Source organism: Georgenia soli (genome assembly GCF_002563695.1).
In the GTDB taxonomy this organism is placed as follows: Bacteria; Actinomycetota; Actinomycetes; order Actinomycetales; family Actinomycetaceae; genus Georgenia; species Georgenia soli.
The window spans coordinates 3,734,656-3,759,682 of sequence record NZ_PDJI01000004.1 but is presented as its reverse complement, the minus strand read 5'-3'; the positions used below and the strand labels follow the sequence as shown (position 1 = coordinate 3,759,682).

The following is a 25,027-nucleotide window of genomic DNA, read 5'->3' as shown; positions in this document are numbered from 1 at the left end:
CGGCCCCGTGCGCGCCCCGGCGACGCCTCGCCGGCGGCTACATCGCGCGCGACAGGCTGCGGCGCAACGCCCAGGACCCGATCCCGAGCAGCGCCACCGCCATGGCCAGCAGGACCGCGAGCTGGGGCGCGACATCGGCCAGCGTGCCGTCGTGGCGCTGGATCTCGGCGAAGGCCTCGTACGCCCACGCGTGAGGCGTGGCCAGGGAGACGCCCCGCAGCGAGTCGGGGAAGAGCTCGAGCGGCAGCATCCCGCCGCCCAGGGCGGCGAGCACGAGGCCCAGACCGATCCCGGCCCCCACGGCGGCGTTCTCGTTGTCCAGGAGAGAGCCCAGGAGCATCGCGGCGCCGGCCGCGGCCGCCGCGAACGCCGCCAGCACCACCGCGGACAGCCACAGGTTCCCCCAGTCCACGCCGAAGAGCAGCGCCGTCGCGGCCATGATGTAGGCGCCCTGGAACAGGGCGATGACGAACCTTCCCAGGGCCTGCCCGGCCAGCAGCTGCGTCGTCGAGACCGGTGCTGTCAGCGTGCGCCCGACCACACCGTACCGGCGCGCCTGGATGAGGGTGGTCGAGCCCGCCAGCGAGATCAGGAAGACGAAGAGCAGCACCTGGGACGCGGCGCCGACGTCGAACTGACCGAGGCCGGACAGCTCCTGCGCCACCTCGTCGACGTCCACGACCTCGAGACGGGGCTCGTCGAGCGCGCCCGCCACGCGTCCGAGGGCGCTCTGCGCCGCCGCCTCGTCGGCTCCGGCGGCGGTCAGCGCGGCGAGCTGGCCCTGCTGCACGGTGACCGCCTGCACCGCCGTCCGGACCCGTTCGACGGTGGCGGGCGCCCCTGCCTGCGAGCTCGCGACGACGTCGAGGGTGACGTCACCGCCGGCGGCGAAGGCGTCGGCGTCCGCCCGCTCGAGCTGGACGACGACGTCCGCCCGCCCCCGTGCCACCTGCTCGAGCGCGTCGTCGGCGGCCGCGAGGGCGACCGCCACGCCGTCGTCCTCGAGCGCGGTGACGACGGCCGTGCGCAGGTCGCTGCCCTCCCCCACCAGGACGACCCGCCCGGGAGACCCGCCCCCGCCGAACTGGGAGCCGATCACCAGCACGAGGACCAGCGGGAAGATGAAGACGAAGAAGATGTTGGAGCGGTCGCGCAGGAAGCGCCGCAGCTCGACGGCGGTGATCGCCAGGACGGGTCTCACAGCTCCCTCCCCCGGTCCGGCAGGAGCCGGGAGAGGGCGACGACCACGACGGCGAAGCCGAGCATGTAGGCGACCGGGACGCCGATGTCGCCGAGACCTCCGCCGCCCGAGGTGATCCCCAGCCCGCGGATGAAGGCGGCGACCGGGTTGAGGTCGAGGAGCTGGCCGACGACACCGGTCGCGGTCAGCGGGAAGAAGGCCCCGGCCGCCGTGCCCAGCGCGATGGCCAGGATGGACTGGACGATGTTGGCCTGCTCGGCCGTGCGCGCCAGGCGGGCGACGACCAGCATGAGGGACGTCGCGGCGGTCACCGCGCAGACGACGAGCACGCCGACGGCGAGCGGTGCCCCGAAGTTGACGCCGAACATCAGTGAGCCGGCCACGAGCAGCACCGTGGTGGCGACGACGCCGAGCACGAACCCCACCAGCGCCTTCGCGGCCACCACCAGCCCGGGGCGCATCGGCATGGACCGGAGCCGGGCGAGCGTCCCCTGCTCGCGCTCGGCCACGAGACTCAGGACCCCGAAACCCACGGTGAACAGCAGGAACAGTCCCGCCTGCCCCGCGACGAGCGTGGCGCCGCCGCTGAGCTGCTCGTCGGACGCCTCGCCCTCGGCGAGCGTGACCGCCGGTCCGGCGGTCGCGGCCTGCCGGGCGACCGTGGCGACCTGCTCGTGGGTCAGGCCGAGCTCGCCCGCCGCGGCGGCCGCGGCGGTGCCGGCGGCGAGCTGGTCGAGCACGCCCTGGACGACGGCGACGAGGATGTCGGTCTCGATGCCGGCGTCGTCTCCCTCGACGAGCTGCAGCACCGGCCCCTCGCCCCGTGCGAGCGCCTCGGAGAAGCCCTCGGGGACCACGATGCCGAGCTGCACGGTGCCCGCCTCGGCGAGCCCGCGCACCTCGGCCGCGTCGACGTCCTGCACGGTGACCTCGGGGGCACCGACCTCGCCGAGGGCCGCCACGACCACCCTGCCGAGCTCGTCGTCGTCCGGGACGGCGGCGGCCACGGTGACAGGTTCGAGCTCGAGCTCCTCGGTGCCGCCGAAGACGAGGTTGAAGACGACCATCAGGGCGAGCGGCACCACGACGGCGAAGATGATGACCGACCTGTCCCGGACCCGCTGACGCAGGTCGGAGACCGTCATGGTCCACAGCTGCTCCATGGTCAGTCCCGCAGCCCTTTGCCGGTCAGGTGGAGGAAGACCGACTCGAGGTTCGGCCGGGTGATCTCGACGTCGCTGAGCGACATGCCGGCGTCCGTGGCGCTCGTGACGACGGCCGCGACGGCGGTGGGCGCGTCGTGGACCGTCAGGAGCAGCTGGCGGCGGTCGACGTCGACGCGCTCGACGGCGGGCAGGGAGCGCAGCGTCACGGCGGCCGCGGCGGTGTCGCCGCTGCCGCTCAGCCGGATGCGGTCGACGCCGCCGACGAGGCGGATCAGCTCGTCCCTGGTGCCCTCGGCCTGGATCCTCCCGGAGTCGACGATGGCGATCCGGTCGCAGAGGCGCTCCGCCTCCTCCATGTAGTGCGTGGTGTACAGGACCGCCATGCCCTCCACGGAAAGGGCCTCGACCGACTCGAGGATGGCGTTGCGCGACTGCGGGTCCACGCCGACGGTGGGCTCGTCGAGGATGAGCAACGTCGGCCGGTGGAGCAGGCCGATGCCGATGTTGAGCCGGCGTTTCATGCCGCCGGAGTACTCCTTGGTGGCGTCCTTGGCGCGGTCCGCCAGCCCGACGAGGTCGAGCACCGTCTCGATGCGGGAGGCCAGCTCCTTGCCGCGCAGGCCCTGCAGCCGGCCGAAGAAGGTGAGGTTCTCCCGGCCGGTGAGCTCGGGGTAGATGGCCAGGTCCTGCGGCACGAGGCCGATGTGCCGTTTGACGTCGGTGCGGTTCTGCCCCATCGGCTGACCGGCCACGGTGACGGTGCCCGCGTCGGCGGAGATGAGCCCGGAGATCATCGAGATCGTGGTCGTCTTCCCGGCCCCGTTGGGGCCGAGCAGCCCGTAGGTCTCGCCGGGCGCGATGCGGAAGGAGACGCCGTCGACGGCGGTGAGGTCCCCGAAGCGGCGGACGAGCTCCGACACCACCAGCACGTCCCCGTACGGCACGGCGGGCGACGGCGAGGGGTCGGTCGAGGTTGCTGTCACGTCGCTGCGCCCGCCTTGTCAGGATCCGTGGTCGGGGGCCTCCCCGCCCGCTTCCGGTCGCATCGTGCCACACCGCCCGGACCGGTCCTGGGCGTTCTGAGCGTTCGCCGACCGTTTTCCCGTCGGGCCGGTCCGGTCGGCGCGCCGCGCGGGACCTTGGACCTGCGCGTCGTCAGCGTTCGGGCGCCAGAGCCTCGAGCACCTCGTGCGCCCGGCGCACGGCGGCTGCCGGGTCTGCCCGGGGGCTGCCGATCGCCGGGTCGAAGTTGAGGTCGGCGAACAGCTCGGTGACACCCTGGGCCGCCAGCGCCGGGAGGTCCGACCTGACGTCCTCGAGACTCCCGGTCAGCGGCCCGTCGCGCGGGACGCCGCGGACCACCCCGCGGCACACGAACCGCAGCGCGTGCGGGTCGCGCCCGTGCGTGCGGGCGCTGTCCCTGACGAGGCCGATGGAGGTCGCCAGGTCCGTCAGGTCCGCGCGGCTGGCGCTGATCCACCCGTCGGCGAGGCGGCCGACCCGCTCGAGCGCGCGGGGCGCCGCCCCGCCGAGGAGGACGGGCGGGGCCGGCTGCTGGACCGGCTTGGGGAGGACGACGGCGGAGGGCACCTGGTAGAGGCGGCCGCTGAAGGTCACCGGGTCGGGGCCCCAGAGGGCCCGCAGGCAGGCAAGGTACTCCTCCGCGCGGGCGCCCCGGCGCTCGTAAGGGGTCCCGGCGGCGGTGAACTCCTCCGGCTGCCAGCCCAGCCCGAGCCCGACGTCGAGGCGTCCGCCGGAGAGGACGTCAAGCGTCGCGAGCTGCTTGGCCAGGAGCACCGGTGGCTGGAACGGCATGTTCACGATCGCGGTGCCCAGCCGGACCCGGTCGGTGACCGCGGCAGCGTGGGCCAGCGTGACGACGGGGTCGAGGACGCTGGTGTAGACGGGCGGCAGCCGGGACCCGGCGGGGACGAGGAGACGCTGGAACGTCCACAGCGAGCGGTAGCCGAGCGCCTCGGCACGTCTGGCCAGCTCGCTGACGTTGCCGGGCGTCGCCCACGCGCCGGACACCGGCAGCGCGAAGCCGATCTCCATCGGACGCTCCCTCCTCCGGGGCGAGGCCATGGTGCCGCGCGACCCGGTCCGTGTCCACAGCCCCAGGCCCCGCGGCGGCCGGCCCTGTGGAGGTCGCCGGCACGGTACGGGCGCCCGGGGCTTGGCTGGGGCCAAGGAGGCGAGACCCATGACCCTGGAGACACTGCAGTCCCTGAACACGCAGACCTTGATCGGCAACACCGCCCAGCGGGGCACGGCCTGGCACTACCGGGCCGAGCTGCAGGGCGAGGAGCCGAACCACTACCCCGGCCCGGTGCCGGTGGAGGACGTCGCCCGGCGGCTCTTCGGCTGGCGGGCCGAGTCGCGGCCGGTCGCCGTCGAACGTCCCGCGGACGCCGCGACGATGACCCACCTCGACGCCACGGGCCGGCCGGTCCGATGGGTGGCGGTCGAGACGCGTCAGGCGATCGTCCGGTCGGACCGCGACGACGGCGCGGTGCTCGGCGTCTTCACCCAGGCTTACGAGCCGCACCAGTACACCGAGTACCTGCTGCGCACCGTCGCGGACATCCTCGACGACACGCTCACCATCAGCTCCGCCGGCCTGCTCCGCGACGGCGCCGTCGCGTGGGTGGAGGTCAGCGTCCCGGAGTCGGTCGTCACCCCCGAGGGCGTGGAGTTCCGGCCCAACCTGCTGGCGACGACCACCCATGACGGCTCTCTGGCCACCACCTACAAGCGCACGGTCACCGACGTCGTCTGCGACAACACGCGGGCGGCCGCGCTGGCGGAGCAGGGCCCCCAGGCGAGGATCCGGCACTCGCGCGGGTCACGCGTCAAGCTGGGTGCCGCCCGGCAGGCGCTGGCCATCGTGCACTCCACCGCCGACACCTTCGCCGAGGAGGTCCGGCGGCTGTGCGAGGTCGAGGTCGATCACCGGACCTGGTCCCGGTTCCTCGACTCCTGGGTGCCGCTGCGGGGGCCCCACGGCGAGGACCTGCCGCGGCGGGCGCTGAAGATCGCCGAGCAGAAGCGCGAAGCGATCGACGACCTGTACGGGCACGACGGTCGCGCGGAGCCGTGGGCCGGGACGGCGCACGCGGTGCTCCAGGCGGTCAACACCTACGAGCACCACTCCAGCCCCATGCGCGGGCCCTCCCGGGCCCAGCGGAACATGCTCCGCACCGTCGACGGCACGTACGCGTCGCTGGACCGTGCCGTCTGGGACACCCTGCAGCGGGTGCTGCCCGAGGAGACCGCGGCGACGGAGGCGCTCACACGGTCGACCGTGTCAGCGAAACCGAGCCCTCGTGGGCGGCTTAGGGGCCGGGCCCTCGTGGGCGGCTGAGAGATCGCCCCGTCGTGGGCGGCTGAGGGACCGCGCCCTCGCGCCGACAGGCCGACCGCCTCGGTCCACCGGCCGGGTCCCTGACAGCGGTGCTGCGTCGGGTCAGCCGGCCCAGCTCAGCGCCCGAAGGTCTCGTAGTACTCCCACGACGGCGGCACCTTGGCGAACGCACGAGCACCGGCGCGGGCGCCGACCCGGGCGGGGACAGGTCGGGTCGGCGTGAGGGCGCCGGCCGAGGTCGACGGTGTGCCGGCGGAGAGGATCGGCGCGAGTCCGAGCACCAGACCGATCCCCATCGTCACCGCGAGCAGGGCGGCCAGCACGGAGCTGTTGACGCCTGCGGAGGCGAGGAAGGCCGTGGCCAGAAGGCCTCCACCCAGCAGCAGCCAGCCCTTGCGGGCGGGTGAGAGCTGGGCGAACCAGCCGGGGCGGCGGGGGGTGCTGGGCTCGCGCATGGTACCTCCTGGGGTGGAAGGGCGTTGACTCGGGACCTTAGTCCCACCCGATTCCGGACGCCACGCGTTGTCCGAATGATCCCCGTTCCCTCGGCGGTTCTTCTCGCCATCTGGGACAGCCCGCCCGGAACGCCCGGATCAGCTCGCGTCGCGGCTGTCTCCCGTGCGTGAGCTGGGCGCCGCGGGCGTGCCACCGGCTGCACGGTGGACGGCGGTGGCCACGACCAGGTCCTCCCAGGGCATCCCGGTCCCCTTGAACACCCGCGGCCCCGGCCCCACCGGGACTGCGCGCCCGGTGACGACGCCGTGAAGGGTCAGCAGCTCTTCCTCCCGAAGCACCCCCGAGGCGATCGGGAGCACCACGTCGCCCGCCTCACGCAGCGTGCTCGCGCGGGACTCGACGACCACCGTGGAGCGAGAGATGAGGACGTCGTCGACCTCACGGGTGTCGGGGAAGTGCGACCCCATCGCGACGACGACGGCGCCGTCCTTGACGAGGGCGCCGTCGAAGAGCGGCGTGGGCGAGGAGGTGCAGCAGCAGATGATGTCGGCGTCGGTGACTGCCCCGGCCGCCTCCTCGGAGAGGTAGGTCCGCACGGGCGTCCCGGTGCGCGCGATCTCCTCGGCGAGCCGTTCCAGCGACTGAGGGGTGCGGCCGACGAGGGAGACGTCGGCGATGTCGCGCACCTGGAGCATCGCGAGCGCGTGGGCGCGCGCCTGTGGGCCGGTGCCGAACACCGTCAGCCTCTCGGGCCGACCGTCCTCCGCGGCCAGGTGACGCACCGCGAGGGCGGAGACCGCCGGGGTGCGCAGGTTGGTCAGGGCGATGCCGTCGACGACGGCGGCCGGGCGTTGTCCCGGCCCCTCGAAGAGGAGAAACGCGCCCTGGATGAGCGGCAGGTCCCGGTTGCCGGGCGTGCTGGAGAGCACCTTGATCCCGGAGTGGGTACCGAGCGTCGACGGCATGATGAGGAGCTCGCCGGTCCCGGTGCTCAGCCTGGAGCGGGGCGCATCGCGCTCGGGGTCGAGCCCGCCGCGCAGCGCCGCCTCCAGGGCGTCGACGGCGGCGGCGACGGACGTCGTGCGTGCGACGTCGTCGGCCGAGATCAGAGCCATGCCCGCGAAGGTGGTGGGGGCGACGCGGGCCGCGTCGGAGGCAACGTGGGTCATGACGCCTTTCCGGTAGCTGTTCAGAGGTGGGCTCAGCGTGCCGCGAGTGCGGGACGGGCGGGGGGTCAGCGTGCCGGGCGGGTGCCGTTGCCCTCGCGGGTGCCGTTGCCCTCGCGGGTGCCGCTGCCGTCGCGGGTGCCGCTGCCGTCGCGCGTGCCGTTACCCCCGTCGGTGCGGTCCCCCTCCGCGACCGGGCTCGCCCAGTCACCGCGGATGTGCTCGAGGTGCGTGCTCATGATCCGCGCGGCCCGCTCGCCGTCCCCGGCGGTGAGCGCGTCCAGCAGTTCCGCGTGCTCCGCCGCCGACGCCTCCAGCTGCCCCTCCTCGGCGAGGTGGTGCAGACCGTAGAGCCGGGTCTGGTCGCGCAGGTTCGCCACGAACTTCACCAGCCGGCCGTTGCCGACCAGCTCGAGCAGCGAGAGGTGGAACTCCCGGTCCGCCGTGAGGAACCGGCCGACGTCCCTGGCTGCAGCGGCGGCCGCGCTCTCCTCGGCGTGCGCGCGCACCTCGGCGTCGCGGCCACCGATGCCGGTCTCCCCCAGCACCCGCATCGCCGGGACCTCGAGCATGAGCCGGAGCTGCTGGATCTCGTCGAGGTCCTCCTCGGTCAGGCGCGTGACCTGGAAGCCGACGTTGGGCACGACCTGCATGATCCCCTGCTCGACGAGGGTGAGCATGGCCTCACGGACGGGACCGTTGGAGGTGCCGAGCCGCGCGGCCATGCCGGCCGCCGAATGGATCTCCCCGGGGCGGATCTCCCCGGAGACCATGCCCTGGCGGATGACGGCGAGAGCCTGATCCTTGAGGCTCGGCCGCGTCAGCTTCATCTGGGTCCTCCCCGCCACACTCTGCGTCCTTCCCGCCACGCTCAGTGACCCGCCGGCAGGTGGCCGAAGCGGTGGAGGGTGTGAGAGATGGCCTGCTCACGCAGGACGGTGAGCAGCTCGCGGCGCCCGGTGGCGAGCACGGGCCCCGTGAGCACGGTGACCGCCGGCGAGGAGAGCTCGTCGACGATGCGGTGCGCCTCCGGGCCGGTGCCGACGACGCGGACCCGGTCGACGGGTGCGCGGCGGACCTGGGAGAGGAACTCCTCGGTCGTCTCCCCGCGCGTGACGAGGGCGGCGAGGCGGCGCAGGCCCGCCTGGGCGTTCTCGCCGGCACCGTCCAGCGCCTTCAGGCTGGCGCTGGTGGCGGGGTCGAGGCTGACCCGGACCTCGCTCCCGGCGAGCTCGGCCGCGAGGAGCACCCGGACCAGCTCGACGACGGACGCGCCCGGCACGGTGCGCACCGTCACCGCAGCGGGGCGGTACCGGAACCGGTTCGCCTCGACGCTCAGGCCGCTCTCGTCCTTCTCCACGCCCAGGTCCGCGGCCCACGCGGCGGCGTCGGAGGCGACGGCGGAGCGCAGCCAGGACCGGTCGGCCTGGGAGGTGACCAGGCCGGTGTAGTCGGCCAGGGCGGCCCGCACGGCAGCGGTGGCCTCCGCCTGCCGGGCGGGGACGCCGTCGGGCGCCCACGTGCCGAGCTGGGCGACGTAGTTGGGGCCGCCGGCCTTGGCGCCCGGGCCCACCGAGGAGGACTTCCAGCCGCCGAACGACTGGCGGCGCACGATCGCGCCGGTGATGTGGCGGTTGACGTACGCGTTGCCCACCTCGACGCGGGAGAGCCAGTGCTCGATCTCGCCCTCGTCCAGGGAGTGCAGGCCCCCCGTGAGGCCGAAGTCGGTGGCGTTCTGCAGCTCGATGGCCTCGTCCAGGTCGTCGGCGTACATGAGGCCCAGCACCGGGCCGAAGGCCTCGGTGCGATGGAAGAAGGAACCGGGGGCGACGTTGTCCTTCAGGCCCGGCGACCACAGCCGGCCGGTGTCGTCCAGCTGGCGGGGCTCGACGAGCCAGGTCTCGCCCGGCTCCAGGCGCGTGAGCGAGCGCTCGAGCTTGCCGGTCGGCGGCTCGATGACCGGACCCATCGTCGTCGTCAGGTCCGTGGGCCAGCCCACGCGCAGCGACCGCACGGCGTCGACGAGCTGGCGGCGCAGGCGCTCGGACCTCCCGGCCGAGCCCACCAGGATGGCCAGCGACGCGGCGGAGCACTTCTGCCCGGCGTGCCCGAAGGCGCTCTTGACCAGGTCGGCGACAGCGAGGTCGTAGTCGGCGGACGGGGTGATGACCAGGGCGTTCTTGCCCGAGGTCTCCCCCAGCACCCGCGGCCCGTGGGGGCGGCCGTGACGCCAGGAGATGAACAGCTCGGCCGTCTCGGCGGCGCCGGTGAGGATGACGGTGTCGACGCCCTCGTGGGAGACCAGCGCCCGTCCGGCCTCGCCCTCGTCGGAACGGACCACCTGGGCCACGTCGCCCGGGACACCGGCGGCGTGCAGTGCCGCCATGGCGATCTCGGTGCAGCCCGGCACGGCGGGGGCGGGCTTGATGACGACGGCGGAGCCTGCGGCGAGGGCGGCGAGGACGCCGCCGATCGGGATCGCGACCGGGAAGTTCCACGGCGGGGTGACGAGGGTGAGCACGTCCGGGGTGAAGCGGGCGCCGTCGGTGTGGAGGGAGGCACCCGGATCGAGCTCGAGCGCCCGGTCGGCGTAGTAGCGGGCGAAGTCGATCGCCTCGGAGACCTCCGGGTCGGCCTGGTCGATCGTCTTGCCGCCCTCGTGGATCATCTGCGTGATGAGCTCGCCGCGGCGTGCCTCGAGCTCGTCGGCGGCCCGGCGCAGCACGGCGGCGCGCTCGGCGGCCGGGCGGGCGGCCCACGCCGGCTGGGCGGCCCGGCCCGTCGCGACGACCTCGTCCACCTCTGCCACGGTGCCGAGCACCCGCGAGGTCAACGGCGCCGGCGAGGCCGCGACCACCTCGTGGGCCCACTCGCGCACCTGCGGCAGGGCGGGGTCGGAGTCGACGGCGTTGGTGAACGTCTCCCCCGCCGGCTCCCGCTCGTCCGAACGGCGCGGCGCGGTCGGCGTGGTCGGGATGTCTGCCACGGAGTCGCGGAAGCGGCGCTCCTGGTCGTTCATCGCCTCCTCGCCGCCGGCGAAGAGGCCGTGGAGGAAGTTCTGGGACTGGGCGTTCTCCTCCAGGCGGCGGATGAGGTAGGAGACCGCGACGTCGAAGTCCTCCGGTGCCACGACCGGGGTGTAGAGGATCACCGTGCCGACGGTGTCGCGCACCGCCCGGGCCTGGGAGGGGGCCATGCCCTGGAGCATCTCCACGTCCAGCGACGCCCCGACCCCGCGGTGCTCGGCCAGCAGGTGTGCCAGCGCCACGTCGTAGAGGTTGTGCGAGGCGACGCCGAGGCGCACGACCCCGGCCAGCTCCGGGCGCAGGACGCGCTCGACCAGGCGCAGGTAGTTCGCGTCGACCTCGGCCTTGGTGGTGTACGGGGCCTGCTCCCACGCGTGGAGCTCGGCCTCGACCTTCTCCATCGAGAGGTTCGCACCCTTGACCAGCCGGATCTTGACAGGCGCCCCGCCGTCGGCGACCCGCTGCCGGGCGAACTCGAGGAGCTCGTCCATCCCGCGGTTCGAGTCCGGGAGGTAGGCCTGGAGGACGATCCCCGCCTCGAGGTCCTTGAACTCCGGCTCGGAGAGCAGCGAGGTGAACACCGCGATGGTGAGGTCCAGGTCGCGGTACTCCTCCATGTCCATGTTCACGAAGGCGTGCGGCGACCGTGCCTTGGCCGCCCGGTAGATCGGCCGGAGCCGCTCGGTCACGCGGGCGACCGTGCCCTCGGTGTCCCAGGTGGAGATCTGGGAGACGAGCGAGGAGTCCTTGATCGAGACGTAGTCGACGTCGTCGCGCGCGAGCAGCGCCGTGGTCCGCTCCACCCGAGACCTCGCCTCGGCCTCGCCGAGCACCGCCTCGCCGAGCAGGTTGATGTTCAGCCGGAACCCCTCCTCGCGGGCCTTCGCGAGGTGCTGGGTCAGGGCGGCGTCGTGGGCGTCGACCACCAGGTGGCCCACCAGCTGGCGCAGCCGTCGGCGCGCCAGCGGCACGACGACACCCGGCGCGAGCGGCGCCACCTTCGCGCCCACGGCGAGCAGCGCACGGTCCGACGGCGAGAGGAAGCCGGCCGCACCGGCCGAGAGTCCGGCGAGCTCGCGCGCAGCGACCCGCGAGTCCTCCGGGCGGGCGACCCGGTCCACGAACCGCACCGCGAGGTCGAGCCCCTCCGGGTCCCCCACCAGGCCCGCGAGCTGCTGCGAGGTGGCGCGCTCCTTGTCCGACTGACCTGCCTCGGTGGCCCTGAGCCACGCGTCGGCGAGGGCCACCGCGTCGTCCACCAGGGCGGAGACGTCCTCGGGGACGCCGTTCCGGGCGGCGGGCTCGTCGCGGCGGTGGGTGGTGCTGGTGGCCATGGGGATCTCCTGACGCCGGCGGTCCGTCGGTCGTCGACGCGAGCAGGCGTCGGCGCCCGATGGGTGATTGATCACCTGTTACTTGTAGGGCGAACGTAGGCGTGCCGCCTGTCGCCGTCAAGCGGGGTCAGGCCGCGTGGCGCCCGGTCCACGACAGGAGCTCGTCGACCTCCATCGCGTTGACGATGCGCTCCCGCGACAGCCCCAGCTTCTCGGCCCGTTCGCAGCCGAGGTCGAGGAAGTCGAGCTGGCCCGGGGCGTGGGCGTCGGTGTCGATCGAGAACAGGCAGCCGGCGTCGTCGGCGAGCTCGAGCAGGCGGGTCGGCGGGTCCCGGCGCTCGGGCCGGGAGTTGATCTCGACGGCCACCCCCGCAGGCCGGCACGCCTCGAACACCTCCCCCGCGTCGAAGGTCGACTCGGGCCGGGTGCCGCGACCGCCGGTGATGAGCCGGCCCGTGCAGTGCCCGAGGACGTCCACGTGGGGGTTCTCGACGGCGGCGACCATCCGGCGGGTCATCTGCCGCGTCTCCATCCTCAGCTTCGAGTGGACGCTGGCGACGACGACGTCGAGGGAGGCCAGCAGCTCCTCCTCCTGGTCGAGCGAGCCGTCCTCGAGGATGTCGACCTCGATGCCGGTGAGGATCCGGAACGGTGCCAGCTCGGCGTTGAGGCGTGCCACGACGTCGAGCTGCTCGCGCAGCCGCTCGGGGCTGAGGCCGCGGGCGACGGTCAGCCGCGGGGAGTGGTCGGTGAGCGCCAGGTAGGAATGGCCGACGGCGACCGCGGTCTCGGCCATCTCGCGGACCGGGCTGCCGCCGTCGGACCAGTCGGAGTGGGAGTGCAGGTCCCCGCGGAGCCAGCCGCGGACGGTCTCGCCGCCGGCGACGAGCGGGAACGCGGCGCGGGCCTCGAGATCGGCGAGGTAATCGGGGACCCGCCCGTCGGCGGCCTGGGTGGCGACCGCGGCGGTCTTCGGGCCGACGTCGGGCAGCGCGGTCAGCGTGCCCGCGCGCAGCCGCTCCTCGAGCTCTCCGGCGGGCAGGGCCTCCAGGCGCCAGGCGGCCCTGCGGAAGGCGCGGACGCGATGGTTCTCGGCGAGCTCGCGCTCCAGCAGGAACGCTACGCGCTTGAGCGCCGCCACCGGGTCCACGACGCCGAGGCTACTGAGTCAGCCCCGCGGCGTCGCGCCGGCGTCGGCGAGCCAGCGCCGGGCGCGGGCGTCCCAGCCCTCGCCGGCGGCGTCCGGGGTGCCGAGGACCGCGGCGAGCAGGAGCCGCGCCTGCCAGTGGGAGAGGTCGCCGGCCATGACGGCGCCGGCCGCCGCGAGGTCGGCTCCTCCCCCGGCGTAGAGGCCCGCGACGGCGCCCGAGCCGGTCCGCGAGGTGACCATGACCGGCAGACCGCGTCCCAGGAGGTCGACGAGGGCCTCCGTCACGGGTGGGGTGGTGTTCCCGGCACCGAACCCGGCGACGACGAGCCCGCGGGCACCGGCGCGCACTGCGGCCTCGACGTCCGTGGCGTCGGCGCCGAGGTACTGGGGCACCACGGCGACCCGCGGCAGATCGGTCACGTCGGCCGCCAGGAGAGCCTCGGGGATCTCGGGGCGGGCGTGGCGGCGGACACCGGTCTCGTCGACGTGCCCGATGGGCCCGCGGGTCGGGGCGGCGAACGCCTCCAGGCCGAGCGTCCGGGCCTTGCGCACGCCGATCGCGGGCAGCACGGCGTCGGCGAAGGTGATGGTCACGCCGGTCCCGGCGGCCGCGGGAGCCGCGACCCACGCGAGGGCGGCGGCGAGGTTGCGTGGGCCGTCCGGTGCGGCGTCGTCGAACGGCCGTTGTGCGCCGGTCAGGGTGACCGGGGCGGAGGGGCCCAGGGCGAGCGCGAGGAGGAAGGCGGTCTCCTCCATCGTGTCGGTGCCGTGCGTGACGACGACACCGTCGGAGCCGGCCAGGGCCTCACGTACGGCCCGGGCGAGGCCGAGCGCCTTCGGCACCGTCAGGGCGGAGGAGACGAGGCCGGCCACGTCCACGACGTCGACCTCACCGTCGAAGCCCCAGACGTCCCGGGCGCGTGCGAGCAGCTCGGCGCCCGTGGCTCCCACGACGCGCCCCGCGGCGCCGGCCCGTGTGGCGATGGTGCCGCCGGTGGCGAGCAGGGTCAGGCGTGGCACGGGTCCTCCGATCCGGGCGCGACGGTCGCGCGCGTCCGGCCCATTATCCGGACGGAGCCGCCCCGCGCCCGGTGACCCGTCAGAACGAGCCCACCCGCACCTCCCCCGCCCTGCCGTAGGTGTTGAAGAGCGCACCCGAGCTGGTGCGCCGGGAGTCGGTCAGCCGCAGCGTGCGACCGGGGACGCCCTCCTCGAAGAGCCTCTTGCCGCGCCCCAGGACGACGGGGTAGATGCCGACCACGAGCTCGTCGACGAGATCGTGGGCGAACAGCGTCTGGAACAGCCGGCTGCTGCCCTGGACGAGGATGTCACCGCCGTCCTGCTCCTTCAGCTCGGCGACCCGCTCGGGCACGTGGTCGCGGATGACGGTGGTCGACCCCCAGGCCGGGTCGGTGAGGGTGGTGGAGACGACGTACTTCGGCAGCCTGTTCAGTCCTCCTGCCACCGGGCTGTCGGGGTCGTCATGGTCCGGCCAGTAGCCGGCGAAGATGTCGTACGTGCGCCGGCCGAGAAGGAAGGCGCCGGTTCGGGTGAACAGGGCGTCGACGATCTGCCCCAGCTCCACGTCGGCGAACGGGAACTGCCACCCGCCGTACGGGAACCCGTCCTCAGGGTCCTCCTCCGGACCGCCCGGCGCCTGCATCACGCCGTCGAGCGAGACGAACGCCCCCATCACGAGCTTGCGCATGAGTTTCTCCTCGGGCCGTGGGCGCGACCTCTCCGCGCCCCTCACCCGTTCAACGATCGACGACGGGCGTTCTCGACACCCGGAGAACCTGCCATGTCATGCCGTGCTCTGGCGCAGCCGGGACAATCTGGTCACACTGGGTCTGCTCATCCCTGCCCCCGGTGAGAAGGTCGTCCCGCTGTGCACCTGCACCTCAACCGCCTGTCCGGCCCCGACGCCGACGACATCGGCGAGATCGTCGAGGCCGACGGGCACTCGCTGACCTCGTCGCCCGAAGAGGCTGACCTCGTCGTGACCGGCTGCCCGGACGTCGCCGGAGCCGTCGCGCCCGGTGCCAGCATCGTGCAGCTCGGCGGGCCGGTGCGGCTCTCGTGCGGCAGCCACCGGCCCACCCCCGTGCTGGGTCGTTCCTCCTTCAGGACCACGGCAGCGGCCCGGGCACTCGGGGTAGACCTTCTCGCGACGGCGACCCTGCTCATCGACACGCCGCGGACCGCGATCGTGGGCGCGCGCAGCGGCGGTGTGGTGCCGCTCGTGACGAACGCGCACGACCAGCACCTCGCCCTGCTCTTCCCGCACGACCGGGACGGCTGGCACTGGTGGGTCCACGAGGACACCCTCGACCCCCTGCCGTGGATCGACGCCGCGATCGAGCACCACCTGACCGTCCAGCCGGCGCGCCAGCGCATCGGCGCCTGACGCCAGCCCCCCCCCAGCACCTCAGCCCACCCGGCACCTCAAGTACCGCGGCACGGTCCGCAGCGCCCGACACCCGGTGGCACGCCGGGGCGTCACCCACGCCCCCGCTGTCCGAGGAGGTCGGTGGCGTCCTCGGTGACCGGCACGGTGAGCTGCGGCCGGGTGGCGTCGCGCACCACGCGGTGCCCCAGCGGCGCCGCGAGGCGCACGGTCTGGAGCATCGGCACGCCCTCGTCGTCGCAGGAGGCGGTCAGGCGCGTGCCGTGACGCACCACGACATACGCCGCCAGGACCACCTCGTCCTCGCTCTCGCTGACCTCGACCCGGTGCGGGTCGCCGCACCCGGGGCTGCCCCCGACGTACTCGACCAGCAGGCCCCGGGGCGCGACCTCCGCCACGCGGGAGACCGGGGCCGGGTCGACCTTGTCGAACCCGACGACGAGGGCGTAGAGCCCGACGGCGACCCCCGCCAGCACGATCGCCGTCACGAGCCACAGACTCATGGCTCGTACCCGGTCCCGCGACTCGCCCGTCAGGCCGTCCATCCGAGCATCGTGGCCGTTCGCGGCGCCCCGCGCCAGGAGTCCCGCCCAGGGACCCGGGTGAAATATCGGCCGTACCACCGCCGTTGGCGATAGGTGATGGCCCTGCTCGACGTACCCCTGTCCCTGCTGGACCGCTCGCGCACGCGCGCCGGCGAGCCCGACGCCCTCGCGCTGCTCTCCACGATCGAGCGGGCGCGGCTGGCCGAGGAGCTCGGCTACCACCGGTTCTGGGTGGCCGAGCACCACGCCGTGCCCGGCATCGCCAGCGGCAGCCCCGCGGTGCTCGCGGCGGCCGTGGCTGCCCGGACCTCGCAGATCCGGGTCGGCTCGGGCGGGGTCATGCTGCCCAACCACGCGCCGATCGTCGTCGCGGAGCAGTTCGCGGTGCTCGAGAGCCTCCATCCCGGCCGCATCGATCTCGGGATCGGACGTTCGCTCGGCTTCAGCGCACCGATGCGTGAGGAGCTGCGCGCGCACGACGCCGACCCCGAGCGCTTCCTCGACGACGTCGCCGCGGTCCGCGCGTTCCTCGACGGCCGCGGGCGCGTCACCGCGACACCCCGCCTCGCCACGCCCCCGCCGGTCTTCCTGCTCGCCGGCGGTCGCGGGCTCTCCCTCGCCGCCCGGGCCGGTCTGCCGGTCGCCGTCGGCGGACCGGTGCTCGACGACCCGGGACCTCTGGACGAGTACCGCCGTGAGGTCGCGGCGGCCGGCGGCGAGCCCTACGTCATCGCCAGCGTGACGGTGATGATCGCGGACACCGAGGAGGCGGCGCGGGACCTGCTGCTGCCGGAGGCGTGGGCGCTGGCTGCCTCGAGGTCCACCGGTGCGTTCCCGCCGCTGGAGGACGTCGGGTCCGTCAGGGAGAGGACCCTGACGCCGAAGCAGCGCACCGCGGTCGAGCGGTTCCTCTCGAGCGCCGTGCACGGCACCGCCGAGCAGGTGGCGGAGCGGCTGACCGACCTGGTCCGACGGACGCGCGCCGACGAGGTCATGGCGACGACGGCGACCTTCGACCGCGCCGAGCAGTCCCGCGCCGACACCGCGCTGGCCTCGCTCTTCGCGCCCAGCTCGCGGAACCGGGTCCCGGTCCCCCGCTGACCCGGTGTGATTCGCCTCGACGGCCGGGGCGCCCGGGGGTGCCGTCACACGCCGGCGCGGGTGAGCAGCCCGCGCGCCGCCCGGGAGTGCTCCGCGATGAGGGCGGGCACGTCCAGCCCCTCGATCGCGCCGTCGACCACGCGCCACCGACCAGCCACCATGACGCGGTCGGCCCGGTCGGCACCGCACAGCAGCAACGCGGCCAGCGGGTCGTGGCTCCCGGAGAACCGCAGTTCGTCCAGGCGGAAGAGCGCGAGGTCTGCCTGCTTGCCGACGGCGATCTCACCGAGGTCCTCCCGGCCCAGCACACGGGCCGAGCCCGCCGTCGCCCACCGCAGCGCACGCTCGGGCGGGACCTCTGCCCCGTACCTCAGCCGCTGCAGGTAGAGCGCCTGCCGGGCCTCGAGCACGAGGTTGGAGCCGTCGTTCGACGCGGAGCCGTCCACGCCGAGACCGACGGCGGCACCCGCGTCCTCGAGCTCGACGGCACGGCACGTCCCCGACGCGAGCCGCATGTTCGACGTCGGGCAGTGCGCGACCCCGACACCGGCGGCACCGAGGCGGGCGACCTCGCCGTCGTCGAAGTGGATCCCGTGGGCGAGCCAGGCGCGCGGACCGAGCCAGCCGACCGACTCGAGGTAGTCCACGGTGCGCATCCCGAACCGCTCGAGGCAGAAGCGCTCCTCGTCGACGGTCTCGGCGAGGTGGGTGTGCAGGCGGACGTCGAGCTCCTCGGCGAGCGCGGCGCTGTCGCGCATCGCCTCGCGGGTGACCGAGAACGGTGAGCACGGGGCCAGGGCGATCTGGATCTGCGCGCCCGGCCCGCGCTCGTGGTACGACTCCACGAGACGGCGGCTGTCGCTGAGGATCGTGTCGAGGTCCTGGACAACGTCCTGGGGCGGGAGCCCGCCGTCGTCCGTCCCGAGAGTCATGGAGCCGCGGGTGAGGACGGCCCGCATGCCGAGGCGACGGGCGGCGTCGACCTGGATGTCGATCGCGTCCTCGAGCCCACCGGGGAAGAGGTAGTGGTGGTCGGCGGCAGTGGTGCAGCCGGACAGCAGCAGCTCGGCCAGCGCGGCGGTCGTCGCGAGCTCCAGGTCCCGCGGCGTCAGGCCCGCCCACACGGGGTAGAGGTTCACGAGCCAGGGGAAGAGTTCCGCGCTGGCCACCGGCGCCCAGGCGCGGGTGAGCGTCTGGTAGAAGTGGTGATGAGTGTTGATCAGGCCGGGCACGACCACGTGCTCCCGGGCGTCGAAGGTCGTCTCGTACGGGATGGTCGGCTCCTCGCCGGCCGCCAGCACCTCGACGATGCGGTCTCCCTCGACGACGACGCCGCCGGTCGCGTCGAGCCCCTCGGCGGCGAGGATCGCGAGGGGGTCCTTGATCCACGTGGTCGTGTGCGGGGTGGGCGCTGCAGCGCTCATCTGTCACCTTCTCGGTCGGCTGAACGGGTGGCAGGAGGGGGTCCTCCTGGGGGCCAGGGCGTGATGCGGGGAACCAGGGCGTGATGCGGGGAACCAGGGCGTCATGCGGCGAACCAGGGCGTGATGCGGGGAACCAGAGCGTGCTGCGGGGAACCGGGGCGTGATGCGGGCAACCGGGGCGTGCTGTGGCGGGGACCCAGGCGTTGCCGGACGCGGGTGGGATGGCGCGACCGGATCAGGCCCTGGATCCGCGCGGGATCCCGACGCCCGGGTCCGTCACGCTCGGGCCCGTCACGCTCGCGGGCTCACGCCGGCTGGTGCGGTGCGTCGGCCGAGCCACGCACGGCTGCCGGCGGGGGTGCTGCCGTGCCGTCCCCCGGGCCGGGCACCGACGTGCTCGCCGGCCCGCCCGCCGGGCCGGGCCCCGTCCTGCCCTGCGACGCTCTTGCCGCACGGAGGGCCGGTTGCCGCGCCGTGCCACCCGAGCCGACCGACGCCTGCTCCCGCTCAAGCAGCTGCACCAGCTCGGCGGCGGCGCTCACCGCGATCACGGCCGGCGTCTTCCCGATGATCCCCTCCACACCGATCGGGCTCGTGATGGTGGAGATCGCCGCGTCGTCGTGCCCCGCCTCGCCCAGCCGCTTCCGGAACCGCACCCACTTCGCGTGCGAGCCGATGAGGCCGACGTAGGCGAGGTCGCCACGGTTGAGGGCGGCGTCGCAGAGGATGAAGTCCTCAGCGTGGTCGTGGGTCATCACGAACACGTACGAGCCGGCGGGGAGGTTGCGCAGCACCACCTCGGGCGCGGGCGCGTGGTGGACGTGCACGTCGGCGGGACCGCTGACCTCGGTGAGCCGGTCGGGCGACACCTGGTCGGACCGGCTGTCGACCAGGTGGAGCGTGACGGGCAGCCGGGCGACGATGCGCCCGAGCTCCAGGCCGACGTGCCCGACCCCGAACACGGCGACCGTGGAGCGGGTGAGCAGCGGCTCCAGGAGCACGCTCACCTCTCCCCCGCAGCACTGGTTGCCGTGGCGGTTGGCGACGTGCTCGTTCAGCGCGAACGTCATCCGCTCGGGGACGTGGGCCCCGCCGGCCAGGAGCTCGCGGGCGCGGTCGACGACGGTGGCCTCCAGGTTGCCACCGCCGATGCTGTCCCACGTGCTCTCGGCACCGACGACCATCTTGGCGCCCGCGTCCCGCGGGGCGTGGCCCCGCACGTCGGTCACCGTGACCAGGACGCCCGGCAGGCCGTCGGCCCGCAGGTGGGTCAGGGCGGCGAGCCAGTCCATCAGATCCCCACCGTCTCCTCCGTGTCCGCGCCTGCCGACGCGGTCGGAGTCTCGCGCGACTCGCCGTTGCCGGCGGACGAGGCCCCGCCGTGGGCGGCGCCGCGGCGGATCGTCCCGTTCGCGGCGGCGACCTCCCGGGCGCCGTCGTGGGACGCGGCGACGTCCCGGGCGCCGTTCTGGGACGCAGCAACCTCCGGGGCGCCGTTCTCGGACGCGGCGACCTCCTGGTCGCCGTTGTGGGACGCCGCAACCCGCCGGGCCCCGTCGTCGTGGGACGCAGCAGTTTCCCGGGAGCCGTCGTCGGAGGCCGCAACCCGCCGGCCGCCGTCGCCGGAGGCGTCCACCTGCTCGGCCGGCGCGGCCGCGGACCGTGCGCCGTCGAGGGCCCAGAAGACCGCCTCGGGCGTGGCCGGGCTGGGGAGCTCGACGACCGTGCCCTCCGGCCCGAAGGCCGCGGCGGCGGCGCGCAGGGCCTCGCGGACGCTGAACGCCAGCATCAGCGGCGGCTCACCCACGGCCTTGGAGCCGTAGACGACGCCGGTCTCGGTGGCGCGCTCGTAGAGGTGGACGTTCAGCTCCTCCGGCATCTCGGAGAAGCTCGGCAGCTTGTAGGTGCTCGCCGCCTGGGTGGCGAGCCGGCCGCGCCCCTTGCCGTCGGAGGTGTCCCAGCGCAGCTCCTCGAGGGTGAGCCAGCCGGCGCCCTGCACGAAGCCGCCCTCGATCTGGCCCACGTCGATCAGCGGGGAGAGCGAGTCGCCGACGTCGTGGACGATGTCGGTGCGCAGGAACCGGTAGGCGCCGGTGAAGCCGTCCACCTCGACCTCGGAGACGGACGCCCCGTAGGAGAAGTACTTGAACGGCTCGCCCTGCATGCGGGCGGAGTCCCAGTGGAGGCCCGGGGTGCGGTAGTACCCGGCGGCGAACAGGGGGATGCGCTGGAAGTACGCGGCGCTGGCGACCTCCTCGAAGGACAGGTCGCTGTCGTGGAAGCCGATGCCGGTGACGCGCCCGTCGACGAACCGCACGTCGTCGGGGTGGATGTTCAGCTTCCGCGCGGCGACCTCGGCGAGCCGGGCACGGATCTGGTCGCAGGCGTTCTTAATGGCACCGCCGTTGAGGTCCGCCCCGGAGCTCGCGGCCGTGGCCGAGGTGTTCGGAACCTTGTCCGTGCGGGTCGGTGCCAGGCGCACGTGGTCGAGCGTCACCCCGAGGGCGGTGGCCGCGACCTGCCGCATCTTGGTGTGCAGGCCCTGGCCCATCTCCGTGCCGCCGTGGTTGATGAGGACGGATCCGTCCTTGTACACGTGCACGAGCGCGCCGGCCTGGTTGAAGGCGGTGAAGTTGAACGAGATGCCGAACTTCACCGGGGTGACCGCGATCCCCCGCTTCAGGTGGGGGTGGCGCGCGTTGAACTCGGCGACCGCCTTCCGACGGTCCTCGTAGTCCGACCTGGCGACGACCTGGTCCCACACGTCGCGCAGCCGTTCGGCGTGCCGCACCGGCTGCCCGTAGGGGGTGGTCTGGCCGGGCTCGTAGAAGTTCCGACGGCGCAGCTCGCCCGGGTCGATCCCCAGCACCGGCGCGCACCGCCCGAGGATGTCCTCGATGACGAGCATGCCCTGCGGTCCGCCGAACCCCCGGAAAGCGGTCTGGGAGGTCTTGTTGGTCCTGGCGATCCGCCCGTGCACCTCGACGTTCGGGATGAAGTACGCGTTGTCGATGTGGCACAGGGCGCGGGCCAGGACCGGCTCGGACAGGTCCAGGCTCCATCCGCCGTCGGCCGTGATGGTGGCCTGCAGGGCGAGAAGGTGACCGTCGTCGTCGAAGCCCACCTCCCAGCGCGCGTGGAAGGGGTGCCGTTTGCCCGTCATGGTCATGTCCTGCGTCCGGTTCAGGCGCATGCGCACCGGACGGCCGGTGAGGACCGCGCCGAGGGCGGCGACGGCCGCGAGGCCGTGCGGCTGCATCTCCTTGCCCCCGAAGCCGCCGCCCATGCGGAGGCACTGGACGGTGACGTCGTGGGAGTGCAGGCCGAGGACGTGGGCGACGATCTCCTGGGTCTCCGAGGGGTGCTGCGTGGACGACTGGATGAAGATCTGCCCGGACTCGTCCACGTGGGCGAGAGAGGCGTGGGTCTCGAGGTAGAAGTGCTCCTGCCCGCCCAGCTCGAACTCCCCGCTGAGCCGGCGCGGCGCGGCGGCGAGTGCGGCTGCGGCGTCGCCCCGGGAGACGGTGGGCTGGTTGCCCTGGAAGCTGTTGGCCTCGATCGCCTCGGTGAGGGTCAGGATCGAGGGCAGCGGCTCGTACTCGACCTCGACGGCCTCGGCACCGAGCCGCGCCGCCTCGAGCGTCTCACCCAGCACCCAGCACACGGCGTGGCCGTAGTACATGACCTCGGTGGGGAAGAGCGGCTCGTCGTGCTTGGTCCCGGCGTCGTTGACGCCGGGGACGTCGTCCGCGGTCAGCACCCGCACCACGCCGGGGACCTGCAGAGCGGGGGCGGGGCGCAGGGCGGTGACCCGGGCGTGCGCGTGCGGCGCCTGGACCGGCCAGGCGTGGAGCACCCCGGCGGCGCGGAAGGCGAGGTCGTCGGTGTAGAGCGCGGTGCCCGTGACGTGCGGGGCGGCGCTCTCGTGGGTGACGGACTCCCCGACCTTGGGGTTCACAGGGCGTTCGGCGAGCGAGGTCATCGGGCCATCTCCAGGGTCGGCTGGGGCTGGGTCTGGGCGAAGAACCGCACCAACGCCTGCTCGAGCATCGCGCGGCGGTACCGGGCGCTCGCCCGGTGGTCGTCGAGCGGGGTGCCCTCCTCGCCCATGACGGCGGCGGCTGCGGCGGCGGTCTCGTAGGTCCAGGGCCGGCCGCGCAGGGCGTCCTCCGTGGCACGTGCGCGGACGGGCGTGGCGGCCACACCGCCGAGACCGATGCGGACGTCCGCGACCACGCCGTCGTCGATGCGGGCTGCGACGGCGACCGCGACGGAGGAGATGTCGTCGAACCGGCGCTTGGCGATCTTGTAGAACGCGGTCGACTCCGCCAACGGCAGCGGGATGCGGACCGCGCGGATGATCTCGCCGGCCTCACGGACCGAGGTGCGGTAGCCGGTGAAGTACTCCGCGAGCGGGACCTGGCGCTCACCGCCGCGGGAGGCGAGGACGAGCGAGGCCTCCAGGGCGAGAAGGACCGGGGCGGCGTCGCCGATGGGGGACCCGGTCCCGAGGTTTCCGCCGAGGGTGGCGGAGTTGCGGATGAGGCGGGAGGCGAACTGCGGGAAGAGAGCCGCCAGCAGCGGCACCCGCCCGTCCAGCGCCGACTCGATCTCGGTGAGGGTCAGCGCCGCGCCGATCTCGATGCCGTCCTCGCCGGCGTGCAGGGTGCGCAGCGCGGACAGGCGGTCGATCGCGAGCACGAGCCGCGGACGGGTGTGCCGGATGTTGCGCTCGACACCGGTGTCGGTGGCGCCGGCGACGAGCACCGCGTCGGGGTGCTGCTCGAGCTCGTCGAAGAGCTCCTCCAGGCTGCCGGGGCGGACGAACTCGCCTGCATCGTCGTGGACGCGGGTGTGGCGGGGAGCGGGGGCGGGGTCCTCACGACGGCGGGCGAGCGGGTCCGTCTCCTCGGGCGTGCCGAGCGCGTAGGCGGCGTCGCGGATGGGACGGTAGCCCGTGCAGCGGCACAGGTTGCCGCTCAGGGCGTGCAGGTCGAACCCGTTGGGGCCCACCTCGTGGTCGGCCGCGTGCGCCTGACCGGCGGCAGACGTGCCGGTCTGGTCCGCCGGGCTGGCCTCGGCGGGCGTGCGCCCGGGCCGGTAGTACTCGGCGGCCATGGCGCAGACGAAGCCAGGCGTGCAGTAGCCGCACTGGGAGCCCCCGCGGTCCGCCATCTCCCGCTGGACGGGGTGGAGATCCTCGACGGCGCACGCACCGGAGGCGGTTCCGAGCCCTTCGGCGGTCATGATCTCCTGGCCGTCGAACGCCAGGGCAGGCGGCAGGCAGGCGTTCACCGCGGTCCAGCGGGTGCCGTCCGGGCCGTCCGGCCGGGCGACGAGCACCGCGCAGGCGCCGCACTCCCCCTCGGCGCATCCTTCCTTCGCGCCGGTCAGCCCTTGTCCCCGCAGCCAGTCGAGGAGACTGGTGTGGGGGCCGGCCGTCGCGCCGTCCAGGGTGCGGCCGTTGACGGTGACCTGGATGGGCTCCATCGCTCACGCTCCTCGACCCGCCGACGATGGCGGGTGCGGGTCATGGCATGGTTTCAATCTCGATCCGCGGTCGCAGGTTATCCATGCCGGAACAACGCCCACGGTGTGAGGAGGACTTTAGTCCTTGACGACGGTCGGGACAAGAAATCGGAACTGTGTTTCCGGCATGCGGACTATTGGGCCCTCTGGGCCACCGGCAGGTGCGTGCGTAGCGGCATGCGGGCGCCCCGTCTCGGGCGGCGGATCCCCGCGAGCTCGACGAGCCGCTGCACCCGGTAACGGTGCGGGCGGAACGGCTCGAGCAGCTCGGCGAGACCGTCGTCGTCGACGCCGTCCTTGCCCGTCAGGGCCCATCCGACGTCGCGGGCGACGTTGTAGTCGCCGAAGCTGACGGCGTCCGCGTCACCGTGGGATCGCATGCGAGTCTCCGCGCTGGTCCAGACCCCGATGCCGGGGAGCGACCGGAGACGGAGGTCCGCGTCGGCGGCGGACACGCCGGCGGCCCTCTCGAGGGACGGCGCGACGCGGGCCGCACCGACGATCGTGCGTGAGCGTGCGGGGTCGATGCCGAGGCGCAGCCACTGCCAGGAGGGGATCGCGGCCAACGTCTGAGGGGTCGGCGGCACCCACAGGCGAAGGTCCGCGCCGGGGCCAGGGGCCCGCTCGCCGTAGAAGTGGACCAGTCGCCGGTGGCCGGCGAACGCTTCCGTGCCGGTGACGCGCTGCTCGATGATCGCCGGGACGAGCGACTCCATGACGAGTCCGGTGCGCGGCAGCCGGAGGTGCGGGAAGTGGTGCGCCAGCCGGGCGACCTGCGGATGTCGGTCGGGCCGGAAGCCGGAGGGGTCGTCCTCGGCGCCGAGCATGGCGGGGACCGCGCCCACCGCCCACGCAGCACCCGCGCCCCAGGCCGCCGCGCGGATCCCACCGTCGGCTGCGCTCACCTCGAGACGGAGGGTGGCCGGCCCCGCCGGCGTGCGCATGCCGCGCCAGTAGACGCCGGCGCCGAACCGTACCGTCGGGTCCGCGGGGCCGTGGCGGAGGACCGCGAGCGTCTGGCCGACCGCGCACGGCCACGCCGGCACCCAGGTCCGCTCCACCACCTGCACCCCCTCAGCCTACGAGCCGCACCGGCCACTGCCCCCGCCCGAGGCAGACGGTGCAGGTCGCCGAGGACGTGCTTCCATTCGGCGGGCG

20 protein-coding genes are annotated in these 25,027 nt (G+C 74.0%); 3 read left to right on the top strand and 17 right to left on the bottom strand.

Annotation, left to right across the window (positions count from 1 at the left end; all coding sequences use genetic code 11):
- Positions 1–37: 37 nt before the first annotated feature.
- The 4 genes from ATJ97_RS18345 to ATJ97_RS18330 all read right to left on the bottom strand — a co-directional run bounded on the left by ATJ97_RS18345 (position 38) and on the right by ATJ97_RS18330 (position 4,422).
- The gene (locus tag ATJ97_RS18345) at positions 38–1,201 is read right to left on the bottom strand and encodes an ABC transporter permease (RefSeq protein ID WP_245862726.1); all 1,164 of its coding nucleotides are present in this window, start codon (positions 1,199–1,201) and stop codon (positions 38–40) included.
- Positions 1,198–2,364 carry an ABC transporter permease gene (locus ATJ97_RS18340; RefSeq protein ID WP_245862723.1) on the bottom strand — a complete coding sequence of 389 codons (1,167 nt, stop codon included), beginning with the start codon at positions 2,362–2,364 and terminating at the stop codon, positions 1,198–1,200. Before ATJ97_RS18340 ends, ATJ97_RS18345 begins: the two co-directional genes overlap by 4 nt.
- Before the next feature lie 2 nt (positions 2,365–2,366).
- Positions 2,367–3,350, bottom strand: a complete 984-nt coding sequence (locus tag ATJ97_RS18335; protein WP_245862721.1) for an ABC transporter ATP-binding protein — start codon at positions 3,348–3,350, stop codon at positions 2,367–2,369.
- A 172-nt stretch (positions 3,351–3,522) separates the two neighbouring features.
- Entirely contained in the window at positions 3,523–4,422 is a 900-nt protein-coding gene (locus tag ATJ97_RS18330; RefSeq protein ID WP_098484981.1) for a TIGR03619 family F420-dependent LLM class oxidoreductase, read from the bottom strand.
- A 148-nt stretch (positions 4,423–4,570) separates the two neighbouring features.
- Between ATJ97_RS18330 and ATJ97_RS18325 the strand changes: the two genes are divergently transcribed.
- Entirely contained in the window at positions 4,571–5,731 is a 1,161-nt protein-coding gene (locus tag ATJ97_RS18325; protein WP_098484980.1) for a DUF932 domain-containing protein, read from the top strand.
- 116 nt (positions 5,732–5,847) lie between these two features.
- Here ATJ97_RS18325 and ATJ97_RS18320 read toward each other — a convergent pair whose 3' ends face one another.
- The 7 genes from ATJ97_RS18320 to ATJ97_RS18290 all read right to left on the bottom strand — a co-directional run bounded on the left by ATJ97_RS18320 (position 5,848) and on the right by ATJ97_RS18290 (position 14,571).
- Positions 5,848–6,186: a hypothetical protein gene (locus ATJ97_RS18320; protein ID WP_098484979.1), complete on the bottom strand. Its 339-nt coding sequence runs from the start codon at positions 6,184–6,186 to the stop codon at positions 5,848–5,850.
- A gap of 138 nt (positions 6,187–6,324) precedes the next feature.
- Positions 6,325–7,356: an ornithine cyclodeaminase family protein gene (locus ATJ97_RS18315; protein WP_211287283.1), complete on the bottom strand. Its 1,032-nt coding sequence runs from the start codon at positions 7,354–7,356 to the stop codon at positions 6,325–6,327.
- Between the two features lie 65 nt (positions 7,357–7,421).
- Entirely contained in the window at positions 7,422–8,183 is a 762-nt protein-coding gene (locus ATJ97_RS18310; protein WP_098484978.1) for a GntR family transcriptional regulator, read from the bottom strand.
- 41 nt (positions 8,184–8,224) lie between these two features.
- Positions 8,225–11,713: a proline dehydrogenase family protein gene (locus ATJ97_RS18305; protein ID WP_098484977.1), complete on the bottom strand. Its 3,489-nt coding sequence runs from the start codon at positions 11,711–11,713 to the stop codon at positions 8,225–8,227.
- A 127-nt stretch (positions 11,714–11,840) separates the two neighbouring features.
- Positions 11,841–12,863 carry a PHP domain-containing protein gene (locus ATJ97_RS18300; protein ID WP_098484976.1) on the bottom strand — a complete coding sequence of 341 codons (1,023 nt, stop codon included), beginning with the start codon at positions 12,861–12,863 and terminating at the stop codon, positions 11,841–11,843.
- 18 nt (positions 12,864–12,881) lie between these two features.
- Complete coding sequence (locus tag ATJ97_RS18295) at positions 12,882–13,883, bottom strand: asparaginase (protein ID WP_098484975.1); 1,002 nt, start codon at positions 13,881–13,883, stop codon at positions 12,882–12,884.
- 79 nt (positions 13,884–13,962) lie between these two features.
- Entirely contained in the window at positions 13,963–14,571 is a 609-nt protein-coding gene (locus ATJ97_RS18290; RefSeq protein WP_098484974.1) for a dihydrofolate reductase family protein, read from the bottom strand.
- A gap of 180 nt (positions 14,572–14,751) precedes the next feature.
- On the opposite strand from ATJ97_RS18290, the gene ATJ97_RS18285 reads away from it, so the two are divergent.
- Positions 14,752–15,270 (top strand): hypothetical protein, encoded by a 519-nt coding sequence (locus ATJ97_RS18285; protein WP_098484973.1) that lies wholly within the window; start codon positions 14,752–14,754, stop codon positions 15,268–15,270.
- A 92-nt stretch (positions 15,271–15,362) separates the two neighbouring features.
- Here ATJ97_RS18285 and ATJ97_RS18280 read toward each other — a convergent pair whose 3' ends face one another.
- Positions 15,363–15,815 carry a hypothetical protein gene (locus ATJ97_RS18280; protein WP_098484972.1) on the bottom strand — a complete coding sequence of 151 codons (453 nt, stop codon included), beginning with the start codon at positions 15,813–15,815 and terminating at the stop codon, positions 15,363–15,365.
- A 96-nt stretch (positions 15,816–15,911) separates the two neighbouring features.
- On the opposite strand from ATJ97_RS18280, the gene ATJ97_RS18275 reads away from it, so the two are divergent.
- Positions 15,912–16,916: an MsnO8 family LLM class oxidoreductase gene (locus ATJ97_RS18275; RefSeq protein ID WP_098484971.1), complete on the top strand. Its 1,005-nt coding sequence runs from the start codon at positions 15,912–15,914 to the stop codon at positions 16,914–16,916.
- A gap of 44 nt (positions 16,917–16,960) precedes the next feature.
- On the opposite strand, the gene ATJ97_RS18270 is transcribed toward ATJ97_RS18275, so the two are convergent.
- The 5 genes from ATJ97_RS18270 to ATJ97_RS18250 form a co-directional block, all read right to left on the bottom strand.
- Positions 16,961–18,340 carry an 8-oxoguanine deaminase gene (locus tag ATJ97_RS18270; protein ID WP_098484970.1) on the bottom strand — a complete coding sequence of 460 codons (1,380 nt, stop codon included), beginning with the start codon at positions 18,338–18,340 and terminating at the stop codon, positions 16,961–16,963.
- 305 nt (positions 18,341–18,645) lie between these two features.
- Positions 18,646–19,632 (bottom strand): xanthine dehydrogenase accessory protein XdhC, encoded by a 987-nt coding sequence (xdhC, locus tag ATJ97_RS18265; protein ID WP_098484969.1) that lies wholly within the window; start codon positions 19,630–19,632, stop codon positions 18,646–18,648.
- Positions 19,632–22,322 (bottom strand): xanthine dehydrogenase molybdopterin binding subunit, encoded by a 2,691-nt coding sequence (gene xdhB / locus ATJ97_RS18260; RefSeq protein WP_098484968.1) that lies wholly within the window; start codon positions 22,320–22,322, stop codon positions 19,632–19,634. The genes xdhC and xdhB overlap by 1 nt, the downstream gene beginning before the upstream one ends.
- The gene (locus tag ATJ97_RS18255; protein WP_098484967.1) at positions 22,319–23,830 is read right to left on the bottom strand and encodes a xanthine dehydrogenase small subunit; all 1,512 of its coding nucleotides are present in this window, start codon (positions 23,828–23,830) and stop codon (positions 22,319–22,321) included. The genes xdhB and ATJ97_RS18255 overlap by 4 nt, the downstream gene beginning before the upstream one ends.
- 173 nt (positions 23,831–24,003) lie before the next feature.
- Positions 24,004–24,939 (bottom strand): DNA-3-methyladenine glycosylase family protein, encoded by a 936-nt coding sequence (locus ATJ97_RS18250; protein ID WP_098484966.1) that lies wholly within the window; start codon positions 24,937–24,939, stop codon positions 24,004–24,006.
- Positions 24,940–25,027 lie beyond the last annotated feature (88 nt).